The following is a 20,483-nucleotide window of genomic DNA, read 5'->3' on the forward strand; positions in this document are numbered from 1 at the left end:
CAACCGGCTTTAATCATTAAAAGATAAACAGGTAAAGGACTGATTTTTTAATTTTGAAATACAATGCAGGGACTTATGATTAAACGCCGTATCCCAGCGCTTATGCTTGCGCTAACGCCTTTCTGGCTGTCGGCATCAATTTCGGCAGAGGAGCTACAACAACCCGTAGATCCTGTTGTCACAATTGACGCAAAAATCGATCAGAAAAAGGCTGACATAAACGCCGTAAACGAAGAATCTGCTTCTGAGTCGGCAACATTAAGACAGCTTACTCAAAAACAGGAAGCATTACAGAGAGAAGGTGGTGAACTGGAAGCGAAGCGTAATCGCACAAAATCCACACTGGACAAACAATATGCTCGCTTACTTGATGACCCGGAAACCGATCTGACCAGCTTCCAAAAGCAGTATCAGGAAGCCTGGAATGCGGTAAAGGAAAACCAGTCAAACAGACTAACGAACAGCCAGGACATCACTGAAGCAGAAATGCGTCTTTCACAGCTAAAGCAAAAGAAAGCCCGTTTCAGTAATGAGCTGGAAAATCTGAAAGAAGCCAGAGTTGAAGCCAGAGTCAAACGCATCAACGCAGAGTTAAGAGAAAGCGATGTACTGGAAACCAGTTATACGACGACTTGCTCTACAACGATGACTCTGGGCGAATGTATCAGTCAGGGTAAATACCTGACTAAACAGAAAGCGGTGAAAACCTTTAAATCGAAACTGCTTTCTAACCTTACCGAGTCGGTTTTGGCAAAGCAAAATCTTGAAGGCGTTCAACTGAACATTCATGTACAGGAAAGTCAGATCACTCAAAGTGGTTTTTCTGGCGACAATGCTTACTTTACACAAATGCAGGCACAGCTTCAGGCCAAACCAGAAGCAGTGGCAGCGTGCAGCTTGCTGAATGTTGAAGCCCGCTATTGCCTTAAAGGTCAGGCAAAATCGAGTAAGAACAAGGACAAACAATGGGCTAATGTCACCGTACGTTCCGATCAGTACAATGATGCGGTTACCATTGATGGCGTAAAATACGGCAGCACTCCGGTTGAGATAGTTCTTCCGACTGGCCGACATCAGGTGACGGTATCCAAAGATGGCTATGAGACCTATAACCGTGTGATTACAGTGAATGGTAATGATACGGTCTGGGTAAAACTGATGCCAAACAAAGAAAGCTAAGTGTTTTGGCATTAAATTAAGCCAAAATTCATAAAGCGGATCTTAAAAAGCCACTTTGTCTGTTTATCTTTTGACGATATTCTGACAAAGTGGCTTTTTAGTATAAAATAAACAAATTGCCCAATTAATCAATAAAGTAGTATTTCTAAGATGCGACAAGGATTACCTGCACTACTGATAGCACTGACACCGTGCCTGGCGTTGGCTCCCTCAATGGCAGCTGATACGCCTGTAGACAAAACGCCCCAGGAAAACATAAGTACGCCTGTAGAAACAGTACAAAGGATTGATGATGCACTGTTTACTCAGCGAACTGAAATGGAAAAAGCTTCACGGAAAGTCGCTGATAAAAAGGCTTCTATCCGGCTGGCTCAGGAAAACCAAAACCGGTTGGAAAAAGTAGCCGAACAGCTGGATCAAAAACTGGCGCAAGCGCAAAAAGTACTGGACCGGGACTACAGCCGTATTCTGAATGAACCAGACTTTGATATCCGACCAAGTCAGGGGGCTTATCAAAATGCCTGGGCTGACGTGAAAAAGAATCAACAGGAACGCCTGGAGGCCGAGCAAGACCTGCAGGAAATGTATGCCGATTTGACTCAGCGAGAAACCAAGCTCAAACACATCAAAACTGAGCTGGAAACATTAGAACAGCACAAACGGCGAACGCGAGCCGAAAGGTTGCGTGGTGAGCTTACTCAACAAAAACAGCTGAAAGTGAGTTTTACCAATACCTGTAAACCGAACATGACGCTAGGCCAATGTCGCGAGCAAACCAAAAACCTTGCCATGCAAAAAGCGGTAGGACAGTTTCAGGATGAACTGATTTCCGATACAACGGAATCCAAACTGATCAAACAGCACTTAGGCAATACTTCTCTGAACATTCATGTGGTTGGGCACAACACCTCTGTATCTAAATTCTACGATCAGAATAAACACCAAACCGTCCTGAATATGACTCTGGAAGCTCGTCCTGCTAAAAATACGCCCTGTAAGCTACTTAATATCGGCTCTCAGTACTGTTTTGATGAAGGAACAAAATCAGCGGAAGAGGGCCAACAAAAAGAAGTCCAGTGGGTAACCCTGACTATACGCTCCAACCAATATAAAGATCTTGTGTCTATTGATGGTGTGAACTACGGCAATACTCCGGTGGATGTGATGCTTCCGGTCGGCCCACACATGGTCACGGTACAGAAAGAAGGTTATCGCTCCTTCCATCAGGAACTTAAGATCGACAGTGATCATACATTGCGAGCCATATTAAGAGAAACGCAAAACCTTCCTCACTCAGGAAAAGTCTTTGCCGACGCTCTGAATAGTAAGGCCAAAGCCCCCGAAATGGTGGTTATCGGCGCGGGAGAGTACCTGACCAGAGAACATGCCGCCAAACTGGTGACAGTATCCGATGCATACGCGCTCTCGGCGACCCCAATTACCGTATCCCAGTTTGAAATGTTCGTAAACAACACGGGATATCAGACAGATGCGGAGCTACAAAAGCTCTGTACAACAGTGAATGACTCGCAGGTTATTCCGGTAAAAGACAGTTACTGGAGAAACCCGGGATTCAGACAATCGTCTGACTCACCAGCGGTTTGTATCAGCCAAAACGATGCGAAGGCTTATGTAAAATGGCTGTCCAGAGAGACGGGGTTTAACTATCGCCTGCCAAGCGAAGATGAGTGGGAAATCGGAGCCCGTGCCGGAACCAAAACCACTTACTGGTGGGGTAACCAGTTTGGTACGGGTAACGCGAATACCGGCTGGGGGGGCACCAAATGGTCCAACGTCAGCACCTCTCCGGTGAAAAGCTTCCCAGCCAACAGTTTCGGCCTGTATGACATTGCAGGAAATGTATGGGAATGGACCAGCGATGCCCGTGGCGTAACCAAAGGCGGAGCCTGGAGTTTCTCACCTAATCAGGCTGCCGCAGAAAGCCGCTTATTCCTGGATCCGAATACGGCCTCCAACTATGTCGGTTTCCGGATCCTCAGAGAGCTGTAATTTACTCAGTAAACCAAAATAAAACGGCCTTCTGCAAATGCAGAAGGCCGTTTTTTATGCGCGATAGATAACGTCAGCGGACTAAGGTGCCAGTCTTTCGACGTCCCAATGCCCATCCTGCCGGGTAAATAAGAAGCGGTCATGCAGGCGATGCTCTCCCCCTTGCCAGAACTCAATGGTTTCCGGACGAATACGGTATCCCCCCCAAAATGATGGTACCGGGATTTCACCTTTGGCAAACTTATTTTTTAGTTCGAGAAACTTACCTTCAAGCACCCCACGGGTCGAAATGCGGCTGCTCTGTTTACTCGCCCATGCAGCCAGTTGACTCTCTTTCGGGCGAGAAGAGAAATACTTCATATTTTCCATCGCGGTCAGCTTTTCCGCTGTTCCCGTAATGGCCACCTGCCTTTCGATAGAATGCCATGGGAAATGAAGGCTCACTTTGCTGTTACCTTTGATATCTTCCGATTTACGGCTACCCAGGTTGGTATAAAAAACAAACCCATCTTTATCTACATGTTTTAGCAGTACAATACGTTGGGATGGCTGCCCGTTACTGTTTACCGTTGCGACAGTCATCGCGGTAGGGTCTGGCAGCTTTGCATCAATAGCCTGCTGTAACCACAAATTAAACTGGTCGATAGGATCCGCTTTTAGATCCTTGCTGCGTAAGCCCCCTTTCGTATATTCCCGGCGAATATCAGACAGTTCCATTTCTACTCCTCATTTTTTCCCCGATTGTGCTCCGTCCAGTGGCGTAACGCAAGGACAATACACAAATTACCTGAATGTCTCGAAGATAACACTATGGTTGCACTTAACTTTTTCGTAATCTACACATAAGCTTATATTCAGAACGCTATATTTTAGCTTGTCGCTATACAAGGAATCCGAATGAGCAGTAAACAATACCATAAGCTCAACGAAACAGAACTCGATTATATAGACGATAAGACCGCCGCGTTGCTTCTGAATACACCCAGCAGTGCAAGGCTACTGTTATGGATGGTTGTGCTTTTTTTTATTGCCGCTGTTGGCTGGGCATACTGGGCAGAAATAGATAAGGTCACCGTGGGTACAGGAAAAGTCATCCCATCCTCTCAGCTGCAGGTAGTGCAAAATTTAGAGGGCGGACTGGTCAAACAAATTCTCGTCAGAGAAGGCCAGCAGGTTCAGAAAGGCCAACAACTTCTGCTGATTGACGATACCCGGTTCCGTTCTGATTTTCGGGAAAGAGAGCAACAGGTCACAAACCTGACGGCAAACGTCCTCCAGCTTTCTGCGTCCATCGCCAGTGTTAATATTCAGGAGAAACTGAATGCCAAAGACTGGGAAAACAGTGTAACCATCAATTTTAATAGACTGACGTTTCCCACTTCCCTCAAAGAAGCACAACCCGCACTGGTCAAAAGACAAACCGATGAATATCGCCAGGATCTGGAAAACCTGCAAAACCAACTGTCCGTTCTGAGCCAGCAGGTTAAACAGAAACAACAGGATTTGGTCGAAATCAGAGCCCGGGCAACAAACCTTAAGACCAGTTATGACTTTGCCAAAAGAGAGCTGGAGATTACCCAGCCTCTGGCAGATGAAGGGGTCGTACCTAAAATAGAGCTACTCAAACTCCAACGTCAACTTAACGATACACGTAGAGAACTGACCTCCGCTCAGTTAAAAATTCCGGTACTCAATGCAGCAATACGTGAAGCCATGTTTAACCGTATTGATGTAGCCCTGAAATTTCGCTCAGAACAACAGGAAAAGCTGAATCAGGAGCAGGACCGGCTTTCGGCGCTGACAGAATCGGCCGTTGGCCTGGAAGACCGGGTTAACCGTACCACCGTAGTCTCACCTGTGACGGGCACCATTCAGAAGCTGTATACCAATACGGTTGGAGGCGTCATACAGCCCGGTATGGACCTGGTCGAAATCGTTCCTACTGAAGACTCGCTTTTAATCGAAGCCAAGATAGCACCACAAGATATTGCGTTTCTGCGGCCGGGACTACCGGCCATCGTTAAATTCAGCGCCTATGATTTTACCCGGTACGGGGGCTTAGAAGGCGAGCTGGAACACATCAGTGCCGATACTATTCAGGATGAAGAAGGCAATAGCTACTACCTGGTCCGCATCCGAACCGATAAAGACGAATTTGGCACCAACGGAGAACTCCCCATTATTCCCGGAATGACCACTTCAGTGGATATCATCACCGGAAAGCGCACTGTACTAGACTATATACTGAAACCTATTATCACAGCCCGATACACCGCTTTCCGGGAATAAGGATGGAGACGCTATGGATAACTACCGGTTTTTCGACAAAACGGCAAGAACACAAACGTATTACAACATCAGGCCTAAATAAGCGGGCATCCGTTATATGATAAAGAAAACGTTTGTTTTCATATTACTGATCGGTCTTTCGATGACCTCAGTAGCCTTAAATACTAAGGAACAACAGTGGGTCGATGTTGTTCAGGATACCTATGGAGGCAAGTCAGGCTCCAGAGTTCAAGGGTGGCGGAAAACGATAGGAAACCTGGCCTCAGCTTCCGAAATGGAGAAGCTAACCGGGGTCAATGATTTTTTCAATAAGCAGCACTTTGTTAATGATATTTATTTGTGGGGAAAGAAAGACTACTGGGCGACACCTCTGGAATTTCTCGGTGCCTATGGCGGTGACTGCGAAGACTTCACTATTTCTAAATATTTTTCTTTGCTTGAGCTGGGCGTTTCTGACAAAAAACTCCGTCTGGCTTACGTAAAAGCGCTTAAACTCAATGAGTTTCATATGGTATTAACCTATTATTCCAAGCCCAGTGCGGTTCCACTGGTACTGGATAATATTAATCCAGTGATCTTACCTGCCAGCCAGCGTACCGATTTGCTGCCGATATACAGCTTCAATGGTCAGAACCTGTGGCTGATGAAAGAAAAAACCGGCGGTAAACTCGCAGGTAAATCTTCCCGTTTAAGCTTATGGAATGAATTACGTTCGCGCAAAGATGCGTTAACCCTGAATAAACCAGTAATCAATCTCGACGACTATTTTGAGAAAACACCATGACATTATATAACAAGCTTGTCACGGGGATGTTAGCCGTGTTTTTACTGCTCATAGGTTCCGTACTGGCCAATGAGTTCACGACTACCCGTAACTTTCTCGAGCAACAACAACGCTCGGAAATGAATAACACCATGAATACAGTCGGCCTGGCTCTTTCACCTTATCTGGAAAAAAAGGATTCGGTAGCTGCGGAATCGGTCATCAATGCCTTATTTGACGGTAGCTCTTATTCCGTAGTGAAACTGACACTGCTTGATACCAATGAAGAGATAGTCCGGTCATATAAAGTGATGGCTCATGGGGTGCCGCAGTGGTTTATCGACCTTAACTTTCTTACCAAACAACATGATAGCCGTATTATCACCAGCGGCTGGCTGCAACTGGCTGAAATCGAAATAGTCAGCCACCCGGGTGATGCATACGAACAGCTTTGGGACGCATTAATCAACCTTCTGCTGGCTTTCGGTATCGCCATCATCGTCGGCTTAATTTTGATCGCTTTCATGTTGAAGCGCTCTTTGAAGCCGTTAGACATGATCATCAAAAAAATGAAAGAGATCGCCGAAAACAAATTTGGCAAGCCTCTGGCGCAACCCAAAACAAAAGATCTGATTCCGGTTGTCAACGGCATCAATAGTATGTCGCAACAAATAGAAAAAAGTTTTAAAGCGCAAGCAAAAGAGGCACAGCAACTGCGCGAGCGCGCATACCTGGATCCGGTTTCTCGTTTAGGTAATCGCGCTTTCTTTATGGCTCAGCTCAGTCAGTGGCTGAATGAATCCGCTAACGGGGGTGTGGCTCTGCTGCAGGTACAGTTTATTAAAGACGCGTATGATGAAAGTGGGTATGAAAGTGGAGACCGTTTAGTCAAGGAACTGGCTAATCAGCTAAAAGCAGCGACCCCCTCCCCTGCCATTACCATTGCCCGACTCCATACAGAAGAGTTCGGTTTTATTTTCCCGAACATTAGTGAACAGGAACTTCGGATTATTGCGGAAGATATTATCAGCCATGCCAAAAATGTCTGTACCAACCCGACAGGATCGGCTCCGGACAATGCCATACTGGGGGTGGTGTATAACAGTGAACCGAAAAACAACAGTGAGATTCTGTCACTGATGGATAACGCGATATCTCAGGCACACTCCTCACCAGAAAAAGACTACGGATTGATTACCGAACAAGACGGACAGACCACTTTGGGCAAACAACAGTGGCGGGCCCTGGTTGAAGAAGCCATCGCCAATCATGCTGTTCACTTCAAGTTCCAGTCAGCCAGCAACGCTGCAGGCACCATATTCCACAAAGAAGTGTTCTCTGCCATAGAAATGGATGGTAAGCGCTATACAGCGAACCAGTACCTGTTTGCTCTGGAACAGCTGAATGCTGGCTTTATTTTTGATAAGTACGTTATCAGCAACATGATTGAAAAGCTGGAACAGGGCATTCTGGAAGAAGCGCTGGCTATCAACCTGACTGTCAGTAGCGTCATTGCGCCAAGCTTTATTCGCTGGCTGAGTAAAGAACTGCACCGCCATCAGCAAGTCGCCTCTAAACTGCACTTTGAAATTCCGGAGCTATGCTTTATACATCACCAGCATCATACAGCCCTGCTATGTAATGCTATCAGCACCAACGGAGCGAAATTCGGGGTAGATAACTATGGTCGACATTTCTATTCACTCGATTATGTCAACGAATTCAGGCCGAATTATGTCAAGCTGGACTACCTGTATACACACCAGATAGAGGATGAAAAGCAGCGCTATACACTGACATCCATTTCCCGGACCGCACATGATCTGGGCATTACCACCATCGCATCACGGGTAGAAACTCAGACGCAGCTAGATTTCCTGTCTGAGCATTTTGTTGAAGTATACCAAGGATTTATTGTCGACCATGAATAGAGGCAAGTCCAATAACAACACATAAGAGGTGACAGAACGATGCTCGATCCTTTACTGACTTCACTGGTTTATGTCAGCCGTTACTACGGACTGGCTAACTCACCGGAAGCCCTTATTAACGGGCTTCCGCTTGGGGATGGCCGACTGACGCCGTTTCTGTTTCCCCGAGCAGCAGAAAGGGGTGGACTGGTGGCCAGAGAAAATCGGGCTCCTCTGAAAAAAATATCCGAGCTGATACTCCCGGCCGTTCTGCTGCTGAAAGAAGGAGACGCTTGTGTGCTGGTCAGTATCGACCAGAATAAACAAGAGGCGGAAGTGGTTACGACTGACTCTCACTTGCTTCCCATCACCCTTCCTCTCGATGAGCTCTCGCAACAATATATCGGCCGCTACTTTTTGGTAAAAAAACAGTTCCATTACGATGAGCGCTCACCCGAAATTTTAAAGCCGCGTCAGGGACACTGGTTCTGGGGAACGTTATTTGAATCTAAACAGATTTACCGGGACGTACTCATTGCTTCGCTGCTGATTAACGTATTTGCTATTTCTGCGCCCCTGTTTACCCGCATAGTCTATGACCGAGTAGTTCCTAACCTAGCCTTTGAGTCACTCTGGGTACTCGCATCTGGTGTGTTCGTCGTGTTTATTTTTGATTTTATCCTGAAACTATTACGCAGTTATTTTATTGATATTGCAGGAAAAAAAACCGATATACTGATCTCTTCACGACTTTTCAGCAAGGTTATGGGGATACGCCTGGAAAGCAGGCCTCCATCAGTCGGAGCCTTTGCAAGACACCTACAAGAATTTGAAGCCATCCGTGAATTTTTCACCTCTGCTACCATATCTGCACTGATAGACCTGCCTTTTGCCATTATGTTTCTGGTGATTATCTGGCTTCTGACCGGCGATCTTGTCTATATTCCGACGACAGGAGCCATCATCCTGATCATACACGCACTCTTAATTCAGGGACCATTAAAACAAAGCATTGAAGAGGGGTCGCGCTTAGCCTCACAAAAATACGCTAACCTGATAGAAAGCCTTGCCGGACTAGAATCCGTCAAAATTTTTGGTGCAGCCTCTCAATTTCAGTACCGCTGGGAAGAAGCGGTTGCACATATGGCTAACTGGAATATTAAAAGCCATAAAATAAGCAACACCATCCAGAGCATGGCTAGCTTTGTACAGCAGTCCAGCAGTGTCGGCATGATTATTCTGGGGGTCTATCTTATTGCAGAGGGCAAACTCACCATGGGCGGACTCATCGCGGCTACAATGCTAAGTAGCAGAGCTATCGCCCCGCTTGTCCAGCTTTCACTCCTGTCTACCCGTTATAACCAGGCTAAATCGTCTATGACTATCATCGAACAAGTTATGGCTATGCCTGACGAGCAGGAAGAAGGAAAACGCTATATTCACCGCCCTGTTATTCATGGGAAAATAGAGCTGGAAAAAGTCACCTTCCACTATCCGGATTCCCCATATGCTTCTATTCGGGATGTAACCCTGACGATCCAACCGGGTGAAAGAATCGCTATTATCGGCAGAGTAGGATCAGGCAAAACAACCCTTCAAAGACTTATTATGGGGCTTTACCGTCCGACCGAGGGAAATGTCCGGCTCGATGATACAGACATTAATCAGTTACACCATGTCGATGTACGACGTAATATTGGCTGTGTTCCCCAGGAAAGTGTGTTGTTCTATGGTTCCATCCGGGACAACATTACGTTGGGAAAACCACTGGCAGATGACAGAGCAATAATGGAAGCAGCCAGCCGCTCGGGGGTAACTCACTTTACTCAATTAGACCCGGCCGGTCTGGAGAGACAGGTCGGCGAAGGCGGCATGCTGCTTTCCGGCGGACAGCGCCAGTCTGTCGCCATTGCCCGCGCCATGCTGGGAAGGCCCCCCATACTATTGATGGATGAGCCAACCAGTGCTATGGACAACCGGACAGAAATGCATATAAAACATCAGCTAACACAACTCAGAAAGAACGAAACTCTTATCGTGATTACACACAAAAGCTCCATGATAGACGTCGTTGACCGGATCATTCTGATGGACAGAGGCAGTATTATTGCAGACGGTCCTAAAAAACAAGTGATAGAGGCCTTGAAAAAAGGCGACGTTCACGCTGTCGGATAACCCCCTAATACAGGCCTCTCACGGTTCAGAGCAACACTATAGTTGTGATATATCAAAATGAAACAGATTAGCGTAATAAATGGAATATTATGCATTTTACTATGATAAGTAGAATTTAATTTATTAAACTAGAAATAGCGGAAACTTTACCTTATGTTAGATGGTATCCATCTTTTTCCGGTTTAAGTGATGAGTCAGACAGATATTCAGCAGACTATCGAAAGCTTTACGTCGATAGAACAAGCACTAGACTATTTTGATATTGAGTTCGATAGTCGTTTTATCAACGAATACCGAACCCAACTGGTGAAGCGTTTTAATGGGTATTTATTGCTGGAAAAACCGGATGACTGGTTTTCTGCTCGCCGAGCATTAAAGAATGCCTATTGTAAGGTACAGAGAGGTCGTCTGGACCCTCATTCTCGTTCAGCCTGCCGGGGCTGTACTTCCTGTCAACGACGTTGAACGTAATCAGTGCTCATTAGGCCTATGCGTCCTCGTCATCACCAACCCCTTCCACCATTGAACGACACTTAATCTGATACTGGTCAAAACTGAAAGTACAAGCGGCATGTTCACGCTTCGTAATAACCGTAGATTCACCAAACTGAACCGTCACTCTTGTATAAACTTTACTACGGGCAATCACAGCGTTTTCTTTCAGGAGATACTCGAATTCACTTTCCGCCCGCTCAAGCTTTGATTTTGCCTGTTCCATGGCCTGATTTTTTTCCAGCTTCAGCTTGTCTACATCGTCAATATCTTCCTGAGTTCGCTCTGCTTTCGGTTTTTTCTTAAGGTTTATCTCAGCTCGAACCACCTTCATCGTTTCATCTTGAGCCACTCTGTAACTGTCTCTGAGTGCCTCAATACGCTCCTTATATCGACCATAACGAGAGAAAGCCTGAACAAAGGTAGCAGTGTCACCTTCCACCCCCAGATTCACACAGATGATTTTGCCCCCTACAACGGCCTTACCACCACTTAGAGTACCCTTCCGGTCACTGGCATCACAAACGGTAAGATCTCCACCACATTTCACGTCATTACTGAGACAGTGGATCTCCATTTCAATATCTTTAGCTGCCTGAAGTTGTGCATATTGCGCATATTTCGTACGGATGCTTCCATTACTTTTTACTGAACATACGCGCTCCTGATCATCATCGACAGCGTGACCAATAATACCCTGACCAACAATAATATCTTCCTGCGCCTGCACATCCGCTGATTCAATAAATCCGCCAATAGTAATTGACCCTGTCGCTCTCACCACCATAGAGGGTTCAACATTACCGGAAATCACGACACTGCCTTTAAATTTAACATGGCCGGTTGTTGCATCCACTTTAGAAAGACACAGTGCAGGATCAACATCAACGCTGTTATTTTTTATCATCGGCATACCAGGCTGGGTAGCCACAAGCAAGTTAGGGTCAGCCTTATCGATAGCAGAGCCTTTCCCCGGTTTCAACTGACTATCATGACCCGGTTTGGGTGGAATCACCTCTCCTAAAACAGTAAAGCCAGGTCGCCCCTTTGTTGCTGGAATACGCCTCATTAGGGGATCATTTTCTTCCACGGTGATCGTTTCCCCCAAGTTACGCATATCCACTTTGCCTGTTTTTGAATTACTTTCCTGTGGCGATAATACTCGCTGGTTAACATCTGGAACCTGAGGAATAAACTTTGTATCCTCCCCCTGTTCAGGAAGCGTCCCTTGAGCAACGGGCTGAGTGAAAGACTCCCCGGGACCGAGTTCTCTACTGACTGACAGAACTTTTTTCAAAGCTAATTTGTTAATGCCTTTTATGACTTTCGCTTCCGCGAGGGCCCGCAGAATTTCAGGGCCATTTACACCCCGGCCTCCATAAGCTCCTGTTACCTTCATGTTGGCAATCATATCGTGATCAGAAAGGGAAATTTCTACCTGCGCATTTTTCTGTGCGGCAATCTCTATCCCCTCATACGCAGAGCCACTTCCTTCTTTCGCAGCATTGATGAACCGGGTGACCGCCTCGTTATCCATTAAATAACGACCGACGCCCAGAACTTCAAGCTCACGATCCAGTCCATCATTACTTAGATGTTGGCTAGCTTCTTCACCAGCCGGAAGTTTCGCTATGACACTTGCACCATCATCAGAAAGATGAACCAATTCCTTCCACATATTGACACCCTGCTACAGACAACCTGATCCTAAGTCTATCTAATTCCAAACAAAATGACTTAATGAATAGTCGATAATCCAACTATCATCACTGTTCAATTTACAGTGTAAATCTATACCTATATTTACACTGTAAATTTCAATAACTGATGAAGTTGATTCCTCAGCTGTTGCTCAGCCTGTTTCCGTCCTGACAATCCAAACAATGTCGCCACTTCTTGCCATGAACGCGACTGAAGCAGTTTTGCTACAATGACTAAAACACTTTGTCTCTCAATATTATCACTACCACTTAGCAAGCTAAGTGCCAGCTCTCGGCTATAGGAATATACACTCTCATACAAACAATCGCCCTGGCAATACTTTTGAACCAGTTCTGTCTGTCGACGCTTTAGCCGTGTGAAATACTGAGCTGAAGCTGAAAGAATGGCGACAGTAAGCTCAGGTTCCAGGTCTGAAAAAGCGTCATTAAGCAGTCCGGAAAAATCATCAATGAATCCGGAATAACATTCCTCAACCCACCCCTGATGGATATTACGGTCAATCATCAATAAGGAATGAGTACCACTCGCCTGATCTCTGTTAGCCCCTAAACGTACAGGTGAAAAACCATTCTTACACCAAAAATTCAGTAAATCGATTGTGACCCCAAAACTGGTAGCAATATAGTCAAAAGGCAGATTCTTCTGCATCCGTAGCTGATTCAACATCCATGATCCGATTTTTTTCTGCTGATAGTCTGGATGAACGGCAATTCGCATAATACGCAAACCGGTTTGTAAAACGCCTTCTTTAAAACCGAGCTGACAAGCGATCGTACCCGCGACCAAGTGCCCTTTCGGCCGTCTTTTTCCTGACATAATCTCCGCAGCCAATGGTGGTTCAACCCCTCCCTCGACCGTAACCAACATACAACCGATACAGGTGCCGTCATCCTTCAAACTCACAAATAGGTGGACACAAGGATCCTGCAAGATATGAACTAAATCATTCGGTGACGTTTGATAATGCGCATTAACCAGAAGAGCGAAACACTCCCGTAACCACTCGGTGGTTAACAGAGACCGCTTATCAATATAAGAAAAACGAGTTTCAGTCTGCGTAACCGAAGTACCTTGGCTATTTAATTCAGCATTGAGTAGAAAGGTGTCAAATACCCACTGCTCAAGCGGGTCATTCATTTGCCAACGAATCGGTTGGGTCAACTGAGTCAGACGCCATCCAGGCCGGTGTTCATCCAACCAACGAGTAAACTTAAGCGTAAACCCTCGCCCACACCCTTCATACCCATGTACCGTAGTAGAAAAAACCATTCTGTGATACCGGCCTACCATGGCTTTCAGCATTGGAATAGGAATCGCCGATGCTTCATCGACAATCAATAAATCACATTCTGGAAGATCCTTCAGCAATTCATCCGGAGAAATAAAAGATAAAGAGGCATGCTCAGTACTGATATGACTGGCTGTATGATGTAACACATGATCTAAATGTGCTCTGGCATGTAAGAACACAGGATTAACCGCCTTTCTCGCCGGTGCAGTGACCAGAATATGGATGCTTCTGTTATTCATCAACCTGGCGGAAGCAAGCCCCAGCGCCGTGCTTTTACCTCTCCCTCGGTCAGCGCTGATAACCAGCGGCCTTTTTCTGTGTCCGGTAACCACTTTTTGTATAGCGGTAATGGCTTCTTGTTGATCGGAAAACGCCGGCTTAGTGGTATTGGCAACTGAATCGACCGGTAACTCTGGAAGGAGCCCAAACTGACTTAACCGAAAACACTGTTTCGCCTGTTGAGCTCGACGAAGATGAACCTGTAACCACTGACCAAAATGGCTCTCTCTCTCGGAGAGAATGAGGAACAGCAGCCCTCCCCCAACCAAAGCGCCGGTTGCGGCTGTCAGGCTGTTTGCATCAATCCCTTCACTGTCATCATAAATCAGACAGTCAAATTCCATTCCAAGGTATCTGGAACCCGCTTTATGATTGTGTGTCTCGGCACCCTCGATTGCTTGGCCACCTAACTTTAACGATCTGAGCTGATGATTCCTTTTCAAAAATTGATTCAATAACCCTGAACACCAACTTATATCACCTTCAAGCTGGACAATAAAACGATGGTTTCGCTGCTGCGCACATTGAGATAAATCAGATAAAAATTGAAGGGAGGCATTCATGGGGCATAAATTCAAGTCGCTATGGAATAAGGAAATGGTATCACAGCTATTCTGACATACAGACACAAAAAAACCGCTGTATAGCGGCTTTTAGAAATTATACTGAAACGATAATTAGCTGAGCTTGGATGTAAGAAAAGAAATAATGTCTTCCATCATTCCATCATCTATCTTTTTCAGATTAATGGTCATATTGGCCCCTTTTCTGGTAAAAGACGCCCGCCCTTTGATTAGCTCATGCTTCTCCGCTTTGTTTGGTTTCGGTGGGGTAAGTTCACTTATCCAGCTTTCCAATTGTTCAGAGACATCTTTGGTCAGACGGGCAACGCCCTGGGCACTACTACGCTGCCATACGTAGCCATCACCGTCCCGGCACTTATCAATAATGGCCTGCTGATGCTCAGGAGAGAGAGAAGTAAAATGCTTATGCAACCTCACAATGGTCGGACGGCCAAGCTCTCCGACATTCGGGTATGCCTGTAAAAGCTCTAAAGGCAAAGCTGCCGCCTTCAAAGCACCACTGACCAGTGCTTCACTACACTGGAACATTTGCGCCAACGCTTTCTGATCACTGGCCTCACCGCTATCCAGCTTCTCCTGCATTTCCTTACCACGCTCATAAAGTGAAAGCGGTTTATGCGCATTTGCTACGTCCGACAGAAACTTAGCATGTTCTGTCGTGATATTATCAGCAACGTATATAAGAAAGTCTTTCTGCGCCAGGATACAAGATTTGCGGCGACGACTGCCGTCCAGAACTTCAATTTTCCCGTCCGTCATACGACGGCCAACAGCAGGGTATTGCTGGCCTCGCTCCTTTAGAGTAACAAGGATATCTGATAACGCATATTCAGTCAGAAAAGCCTGTTCCCGAGCATTATCAGAAAATACGGTGGTTTTCAGCTCGACCTGATCCGCAGGGATTTTCGTCAATTCAAATTCGACGACGTCCTGACCAGCAACAGCAAGTTCAATTATCTGGGCCCGTGCTTTAGCCGCAGACTGAGCCTCTACCGGTGTCGTAGCTCGGCGCTTATCCGCCTTGCCAAATAGTTTCGCATTTAAATCTGAGGTTTTTATTGCCATCTGATATTACTCCTGATTCAGTGATGGCCAATGGCTATGTAACACACGCTCTAGCTCCAGAGCACTTTTTTGTACAGCGTCCTGAGCGGTGGCCAGCGTCTTCTTACCGCCTTCGAAATCACCGACCGTTAAATCAAATACAGTACTATAAGTATCCGCACAAGTCTCAAATGCCCGACTGCGTGGAATGGTGGCCATCATCACCTGATCATTCAGCAGATAGTTCATTTCGGTTAATACTGACAGCTGTTTTTTATTATCATCTTCAAACATCGTAGGCATCAGACGAACAAACTCGAGCCCTTTCCAATCCTCAGGAAACATTTCGTAAACCGTTGGAAGGTGCTGGAAGAAGTTAACCGTCGACGCCCAGTCCAAACGCTTAGCTGCACATGGGATGATAAGGGCATTTGAGGCATACATCGCATTCCAGACCAGAGGATCCACATGAGGACCGGTATCAATCATAATAATATCGAAATCATCTGCAATAGGATCGATCAACTTCTCCTTTAACAAACGAACGATATCCAGAGACTGATGCTTAGAAAGATGTTGCCACGCTTCTGCATTGAACATCGCATCCTCAGGGAATGCCGATATTGTCTGCAAATTAGGGTACTGAGTTGGGAGCAAAACATTTTTCTCTAAAAACTCCCGGTCAACAACGGTATCTTCCGGAATATTATCCAGCATCACATCGACGGCAGAATAAATATTATCGTGATCCTCTGTACTGATCTGTGGGTTTAGAAATAAACGTAAAGAACCCTGAGGGTCAAGGTCGATAAGACAAATGCGATAACGCTTATCCAGATTCAAAGCAAGGCATGCCGCTAAGTGTACCGCAGACATGGACTTACCGGTGCCACCTTTTTGGTTCTGAACGTTAATAATCCAAGGCTTATGTCCAGCCCCCTTTTTACGCTCATGGAAACTCGGCACTCCTGCTGCGCTCATTAACATATGGGCTTCAGCCAAAGAAATAGAGTAATGATTCGCATTATTTTTCGTAAACTGGTGACCTTGCTTTTCCAGTTTTGCAATTGCGTCATCTAGCTTCCTTCTGGTTAAACCAGAACGAGTTTCCATCAATGCCTTAGACATTGGAGGAAAATGATCATCACTGCGTTCTTCCAGAACTATCTCTATCCGGTCAGACTGTACCTGTTTTGTTTGTTCAGCCAACTGGTAAAGATTTTCAATCGTTTTATCTCGTTTCATCATCTATTTCCAGATAAGGGTAAGTTTTAATTGATTGTACAACAAAAAATATTAAAAACAATAAAAAGCTGAACGTACATTTTGATGGGATATCACAACTTAAAATAATGTTTACCCCTTATTGCTGATAAAACACAAAACAAGAACAAAAATCAACCAAAAAGCGCCTATAATTCTTTAATATCTCATGCTGAAAGAAACAAACATTTAAAATGTTACGGTGTCACCCATTTACACTGTAAAACACTATATTTAAATAAAATAACCGGAACGATTATAAAGCAACACTAGTTTACGGTTATTGCAATTTCAACTTACAAAAACAGCTAAACACAGTAAACAAAGTTTCAGAATGGTCTCGTAATAAAGATTGGAGAGTAAGTTAGAAAAGGGGGGATCTGAATAAAATTTCAGACGATTAAGAACACGCCGTCATCCACAAACCAAAACAGAAGGGAAATTCCAGACAAAACAACCGGCTCTCATCCAGGACAAAGCGAAAAATGAAAAAGAAAACCACTGCAGGTGCATCTCCTCCGGCACACCAGATAATTCCGACAAACATAGGAAACACAAAGTGGAGAAAGAATTTGGACCTTCACGTCTTGGAACAATGATCAAGGAGAGTACTTGATCATCGTTCCAGTTAAAGCAAGCCTATCAGGAAGAATGATCAAGGGCATTTACAGGTGAATTAAGACGCTAAGACTAAGATCCCGAGTTCGGATCAATGATCAAGGAAAGCCTTATACCGGAAGCATGAAAATATAAGGACAAGTTACGGTGGATGCTATATAGAATGCGGCATACCGTAGAATTCAGTACTCTAACCAAGAAAAAAGGAGACTCGACAAAAATACAATCAGGTTGAAATACACCTTGATCATGCTTACGTAAAAAGGCTGAAAGTGAAGAGTGGCACGGGATACATAGACGAACGACAAGTAACGGTGATAAATTAATCAAACAGTAAAGAAGAGACAATAAACCATTTCCTTGATCATCATTCCGATAGTAATCCAACTCAAACAGAACAACAAAGACAGGTTATTTACACCACGGGCTTGTGGATAAATTGTGTATCAGCCATGATCATCGCTCCGTTAGCCCATTGATCATGGCTCCGTAGTTATCATGATCATAGTTTCAGACTTCATTGATCATAGTTGCGGTAACTATTTGATCATGTTTCCTGATAGCACTTGATCATGCTTCTGAAGAAGAAAAAAAATAATCGTTAAGAAACAGAGAGATGGAAGCAAAAACTCATTCAGATCAATAGATCATATAATCAATTTAGATCATAATAATCAAAAAGATCAGTTAATTAAAAAAAACAGTTTTTTTCTTTATTTATGATCTTTTTTTCTTTACTCTCTTGGAACGATAGCACTATTACGGTTAATGAATAACGGACAATAGAATGAAGTCAGATGAAAAGATACTGATCAAATCTCCACGTTGCCATAAAGATGGTCATTTATTTGAAGTATCAGACCAGATCATTGATTGGATAGAGCAATATCAACATTTTAAAGGCGTAACAAAAAGCATCGTTGAACTACTTAACCTTATTTCATTACAAGGATTAAACAGTCACGATGGATACGTCTCAACGACAGAACTGGTTGAAGCTACTGACAGAAGATTGACCCGAGCTGCAATTCAGCAACGTTTGCGCGCTGCAGTCAATATTGGCTTATTTAAACAGACACCAGTCAGGTTCGAAGAAGGGTTAGCAGGTAAAACCATGCTACACCGCTTTGTAAATCCGAGTCAGCTGGTTTCTATGCTGGGAGCCACCAGCTTAATGACTGAATCGACTAAACAAACGGAAAAGAAAAAACGTTCAAAGGCACTTGCTCAGACTCAGGTAAACAGACGACTGCTTAATGAGTACGGCTTGAATACGCCTCCGACAATGAAAGACGAAAAAGATCAGTTTGTTGTTTCGCCAACCAATTGGGCAGGGATCATTGATCAGGCCCTGGCTCCACCCAGAACACGCAAAAACTACCAGAAAACAATGGTTTCAATATCTGGAACCCGTGCGGTGATCGAGACAAGATCGTCTAAAAATATTATGACGGTTGACGATCTTATGACGCTGTTTGCTCTGTTTACCCTGACTGTTCAGTACCATGAACACCATCAGGACAACTATCAGCTAAACGCCAGTCAGATCCCGAACAAAACACCACTCTATATCACCGATATTCTCTCTATGAGGGGGAAAAAAGACAGTGGTCCTGCCAGGGATTCTATTCGGGACAGTATTGATCGAATTGAGTTTACGGATTTTCAGCTACATGAACTTGCCGGACGCTGGTTAAGTGAAAATATGCCAGAAGGGTTCAAAAGTGATCGGTTCCGTTTTCTGGCCCGAACAATCACAGCGTCTGAAGAAGCCCCCTCTGAAAATGCGGCGGGTGAAATACGAATTAAACCAAATTTATACATTCTGGTGTGGGAACCTTCCTTCTATGAAGAGCTTTTAACCCGGGATTATTTCTTTCTGTTTCCACCAGAGATCCTAAGACAACACACGCTTGTGTTTCAGCTTTACTCATTTTTCCGTAGCCGTATGTCCAGACGTTTTACTGATACCATGCTCCTGAGTGAGTTAAATCAAAAATTGGCTAGAAATATCGAATGGCGACGCTTTTCTACTGAACTGGTCAGAGAGCTGAGAAAGCTGTCAGAAGGGAAGGGGAGTGATGAGCTGTTTGTCGTGAATTTATGGGGTTACCACCTGACACTGACAAAAGCAGACACAAAAGGCAAAGTCAGTGACTATCAAGTAGACATTCGGTGTGATGTGGAAGAAGTTTTGCGCTTTTCCCGGGCCAGAACAACCAATGCTGGTAAACGTAATATGGCTCCGACCTTACCGAACCCATTACGTAACGAATTGGTTTCCAGACAGAAATTGGATGAATTTGCTGAGATTATTGATGGTGAGTTTGAACCCGTTCAGCGTAAGACCCCGTCATCCACTGGTAATCTGGGGCGCAGAGTGAAACAGAGAAAGCATTTGGTTGAGATCAATGCTGATGAACTGACTATCACCCTATCCAAATATACCTCTTCAGAGGCGCTGGAACGCAGTATAACGGCTCTTTCTGCAATGACTGGGCATTCCCCTAACTCAATCAGAGAAGAGTGTCAGGAGCTCATTGATAAGCTCGATTGGTTAAGGGTCGGCGGAGAAGTCGTTTCTTATGCAACGCTTAGTAAAACGATTGAATTATTCAATCATCAGTCGAAGTCCAAGCATTTGTCTATCGAGAGGCTGATTTCCGGATTAGCCGTAAGGCGAAAAGTGTGCAAGCAGGTATTTGAAGGTCACATTAGCGAAGATGTCTTCCGGGTACTGGAAGAGGTTGCCGTCGGGCTGTAAGCCGAACACTTCGGACAGAACGTTGACAGTGTTCTGACATTGGCGTCATGGTTTGGGCTAATATGGTTCCTGAATAGACAACCTTAAAGCCCTCTGTGTT

The 20,483-nt window shown here is 45.0% G+C and carries 13 protein-coding genes; 8 read left to right on the forward strand and 5 right to left on the reverse strand.

Annotation, left to right across the window (positions count from 1 at the left end; translation table 11 throughout):
* The first annotated feature begins 75 nt into the window (after positions 1-75).
* A complete protein-coding gene (locus DI392_RS14495; protein WP_109320491.1) occupies positions 76-1,179 on the forward strand; it encodes a PEGA domain-containing protein in 1,104 nt (367 codons plus the stop codon).
* A gap of 150 nt (positions 1,180-1,329) precedes the next feature.
* Positions 1,330-3,189: an SUMF1/EgtB/PvdO family nonheme iron enzyme gene (locus DI392_RS14500; RefSeq protein WP_109320410.1), complete on the forward strand. Its 1,860-nt coding sequence runs from the start codon at positions 1,330-1,332 to the stop codon at positions 3,187-3,189.
* 81 nt (positions 3,190-3,270) lie between these two features.
* On the opposite strand, the gene pdxH is transcribed toward DI392_RS14500, so the two are convergent.
* The gene (gene pdxH / locus DI392_RS14505; protein WP_109320411.1) at positions 3,271-3,906 is read right to left on the reverse strand and encodes a pyridoxamine 5'-phosphate oxidase; all 636 of its coding nucleotides are present in this window, start codon (positions 3,904-3,906) and stop codon (positions 3,271-3,273) included.
* 180 nt (positions 3,907-4,086) lie between these two features.
* On the opposite strand from pdxH, the gene DI392_RS14510 reads away from it, so the two are divergent.
* The 5 genes from DI392_RS14510 (at position 4,087) to DI392_RS14530 (ending at position 10,791) form a co-directional block, all read left to right on the forward strand.
* Positions 4,087-5,478, forward strand: a complete 1,392-nt coding sequence (locus DI392_RS14510; RefSeq protein ID WP_109320412.1) for an HlyD family type I secretion periplasmic adaptor subunit — start codon at positions 4,087-4,089, stop codon at positions 5,476-5,478.
* A gap of 100 nt (positions 5,479-5,578) precedes the next feature.
* Positions 5,579-6,262: a transglutaminase-like cysteine peptidase gene (locus DI392_RS14515; RefSeq protein WP_425445696.1), complete on the forward strand. Its 684-nt coding sequence runs from the start codon at positions 5,579-5,581 to the stop codon at positions 6,260-6,262.
* Positions 6,259-8,172, forward strand: a complete 1,914-nt coding sequence (locus DI392_RS14520; protein ID WP_109320414.1) for a bifunctional diguanylate cyclase/phosphodiesterase — start codon at positions 6,259-6,261, stop codon at positions 8,170-8,172. The genes DI392_RS14515 and DI392_RS14520 overlap by 4 nt, the downstream gene beginning before the upstream one ends.
* Before the next feature lie 39 nt (positions 8,173-8,211).
* A complete protein-coding gene (locus DI392_RS14525; RefSeq protein ID WP_109320415.1) occupies positions 8,212-10,326 on the forward strand; it encodes a type I secretion system permease/ATPase in 2,115 nt (704 codons plus the stop codon).
* Positions 10,327-10,515: 189 nt separating this feature from the next.
* Positions 10,516-10,791: a nitrogenase-stabilizing/protective protein NifW gene (locus DI392_RS14530; RefSeq protein ID WP_109320416.1), complete on the forward strand. Its 276-nt coding sequence runs from the start codon at positions 10,516-10,518 to the stop codon at positions 10,789-10,791.
* 22 nt (positions 10,792-10,813) lie between these two features.
* Here DI392_RS14530 and DI392_RS14535 read toward each other — a convergent pair whose 3' ends face one another.
* The 4 genes from DI392_RS14535 to DI392_RS14550 form a co-directional block, all read right to left on the reverse strand.
* Positions 10,814-12,496, reverse strand: a complete 1,683-nt coding sequence (locus DI392_RS14535) for a flagellar assembly protein A (RefSeq protein ID WP_109320417.1) — start codon at positions 12,494-12,496, stop codon at positions 10,814-10,816.
* Between the two features lie 125 nt (positions 12,497-12,621).
* Positions 12,622-14,673: a tRNA(Met) cytidine acetyltransferase TmcA gene (locus tag DI392_RS14540; RefSeq protein WP_109320418.1), complete on the reverse strand. Its 2,052-nt coding sequence runs from the start codon at positions 14,671-14,673 to the stop codon at positions 12,622-12,624.
* A gap of 114 nt (positions 14,674-14,787) precedes the next feature.
* Positions 14,788-15,759, reverse strand: a complete 972-nt coding sequence (locus tag DI392_RS14545; protein WP_109320419.1) for a ParB/RepB/Spo0J family partition protein — start codon at positions 15,757-15,759, stop codon at positions 14,788-14,790.
* A gap of 6 nt (positions 15,760-15,765) precedes the next feature.
* Positions 15,766-16,983, reverse strand: a complete 1,218-nt coding sequence (locus tag DI392_RS14550) for a ParA family protein (RefSeq protein ID WP_109320420.1) — start codon at positions 16,981-16,983, stop codon at positions 15,766-15,768.
* 1,423 nt (positions 16,984-18,406) lie between these two features.
* On the opposite strand from DI392_RS14550, the gene DI392_RS14555 reads away from it, so the two are divergent.
* Positions 18,407-20,383, forward strand: a complete 1,977-nt coding sequence (locus DI392_RS14555; protein WP_109320421.1) for a replication initiator protein RctB domain-containing protein — start codon at positions 18,407-18,409, stop codon at positions 20,381-20,383.
* Positions 20,384-20,483 lie beyond the last annotated feature (100 nt).

This window comes from Vibrio albus, from assembly GCF_003144035.1.
Lineage (GTDB): Bacteria > Pseudomonadota > Gammaproteobacteria > Enterobacterales > Vibrionaceae > Vibrio > Vibrio albus.

Bases quoted from the DNA above. Each gene is read 5' to 3' on its own strand.
- DI392_RS14540 (WP_109320418.1), bottom strand. From the start codon at position 14,673: ATGAATGCCTCCCTTCAATTTTTATCTGATTTATCTCAATGTGCGCAG.
- DI392_RS14555 (WP_109320421.1), top strand. From the start codon at position 18,407: ATGAAGTCAGATGAAAAGATACTGATCAAATCTCCACGTTGCCATAAA.
- DI392_RS14520 (WP_109320414.1), top strand. From the start codon at position 6,259: ATGACATTATATAACAAGCTTGTCACGGGGATGTTAGCCGTGTTTTTA.
- DI392_RS14495 (WP_109320491.1), top strand. From the start codon at position 76: ATGATTAAACGCCGTATCCCAGCGCTTATGCTTGCGCTAACGCCTTTC.
- DI392_RS14510 (WP_109320412.1), top strand. From the start codon at position 4,087: ATGAGCAGTAAACAATACCATAAGCTCAACGAAACAGAACTCGATTAT.
- DI392_RS14545 (WP_109320419.1), bottom strand. From the start codon at position 15,759: ATGGCAATAAAAACCTCAGATTTAAATGCGAAACTATTTGGCAAGGCG.
- DI392_RS14530 (WP_109320416.1), top strand. From the start codon at position 10,516: ATGAGTCAGACAGATATTCAGCAGACTATCGAAAGCTTTACGTCGATA.
- DI392_RS14535 (WP_109320417.1), bottom strand. From the start codon at position 12,496: ATGTGGAAGGAATTGGTTCATCTTTCTGATGATGGTGCAAGTGTCATA.
- DI392_RS14525 (WP_109320415.1), top strand. From the start codon at position 8,212: ATGCTCGATCCTTTACTGACTTCACTGGTTTATGTCAGCCGTTACTAC.
- pdxH (WP_109320411.1), bottom strand. From the start codon at position 3,906: ATGGAACTGTCTGATATTCGCCGGGAATATACGAAAGGGGGCTTACGC.
- DI392_RS14550 (WP_109320420.1), bottom strand. From the start codon at position 16,983: ATGAAACGAGATAAAACGATTGAAAATCTTTACCAGTTGGCTGAACAA.
- DI392_RS14500 (WP_109320410.1), top strand. From the start codon at position 1,330: ATGCGACAAGGATTACCTGCACTACTGATAGCACTGACACCGTGCCTG.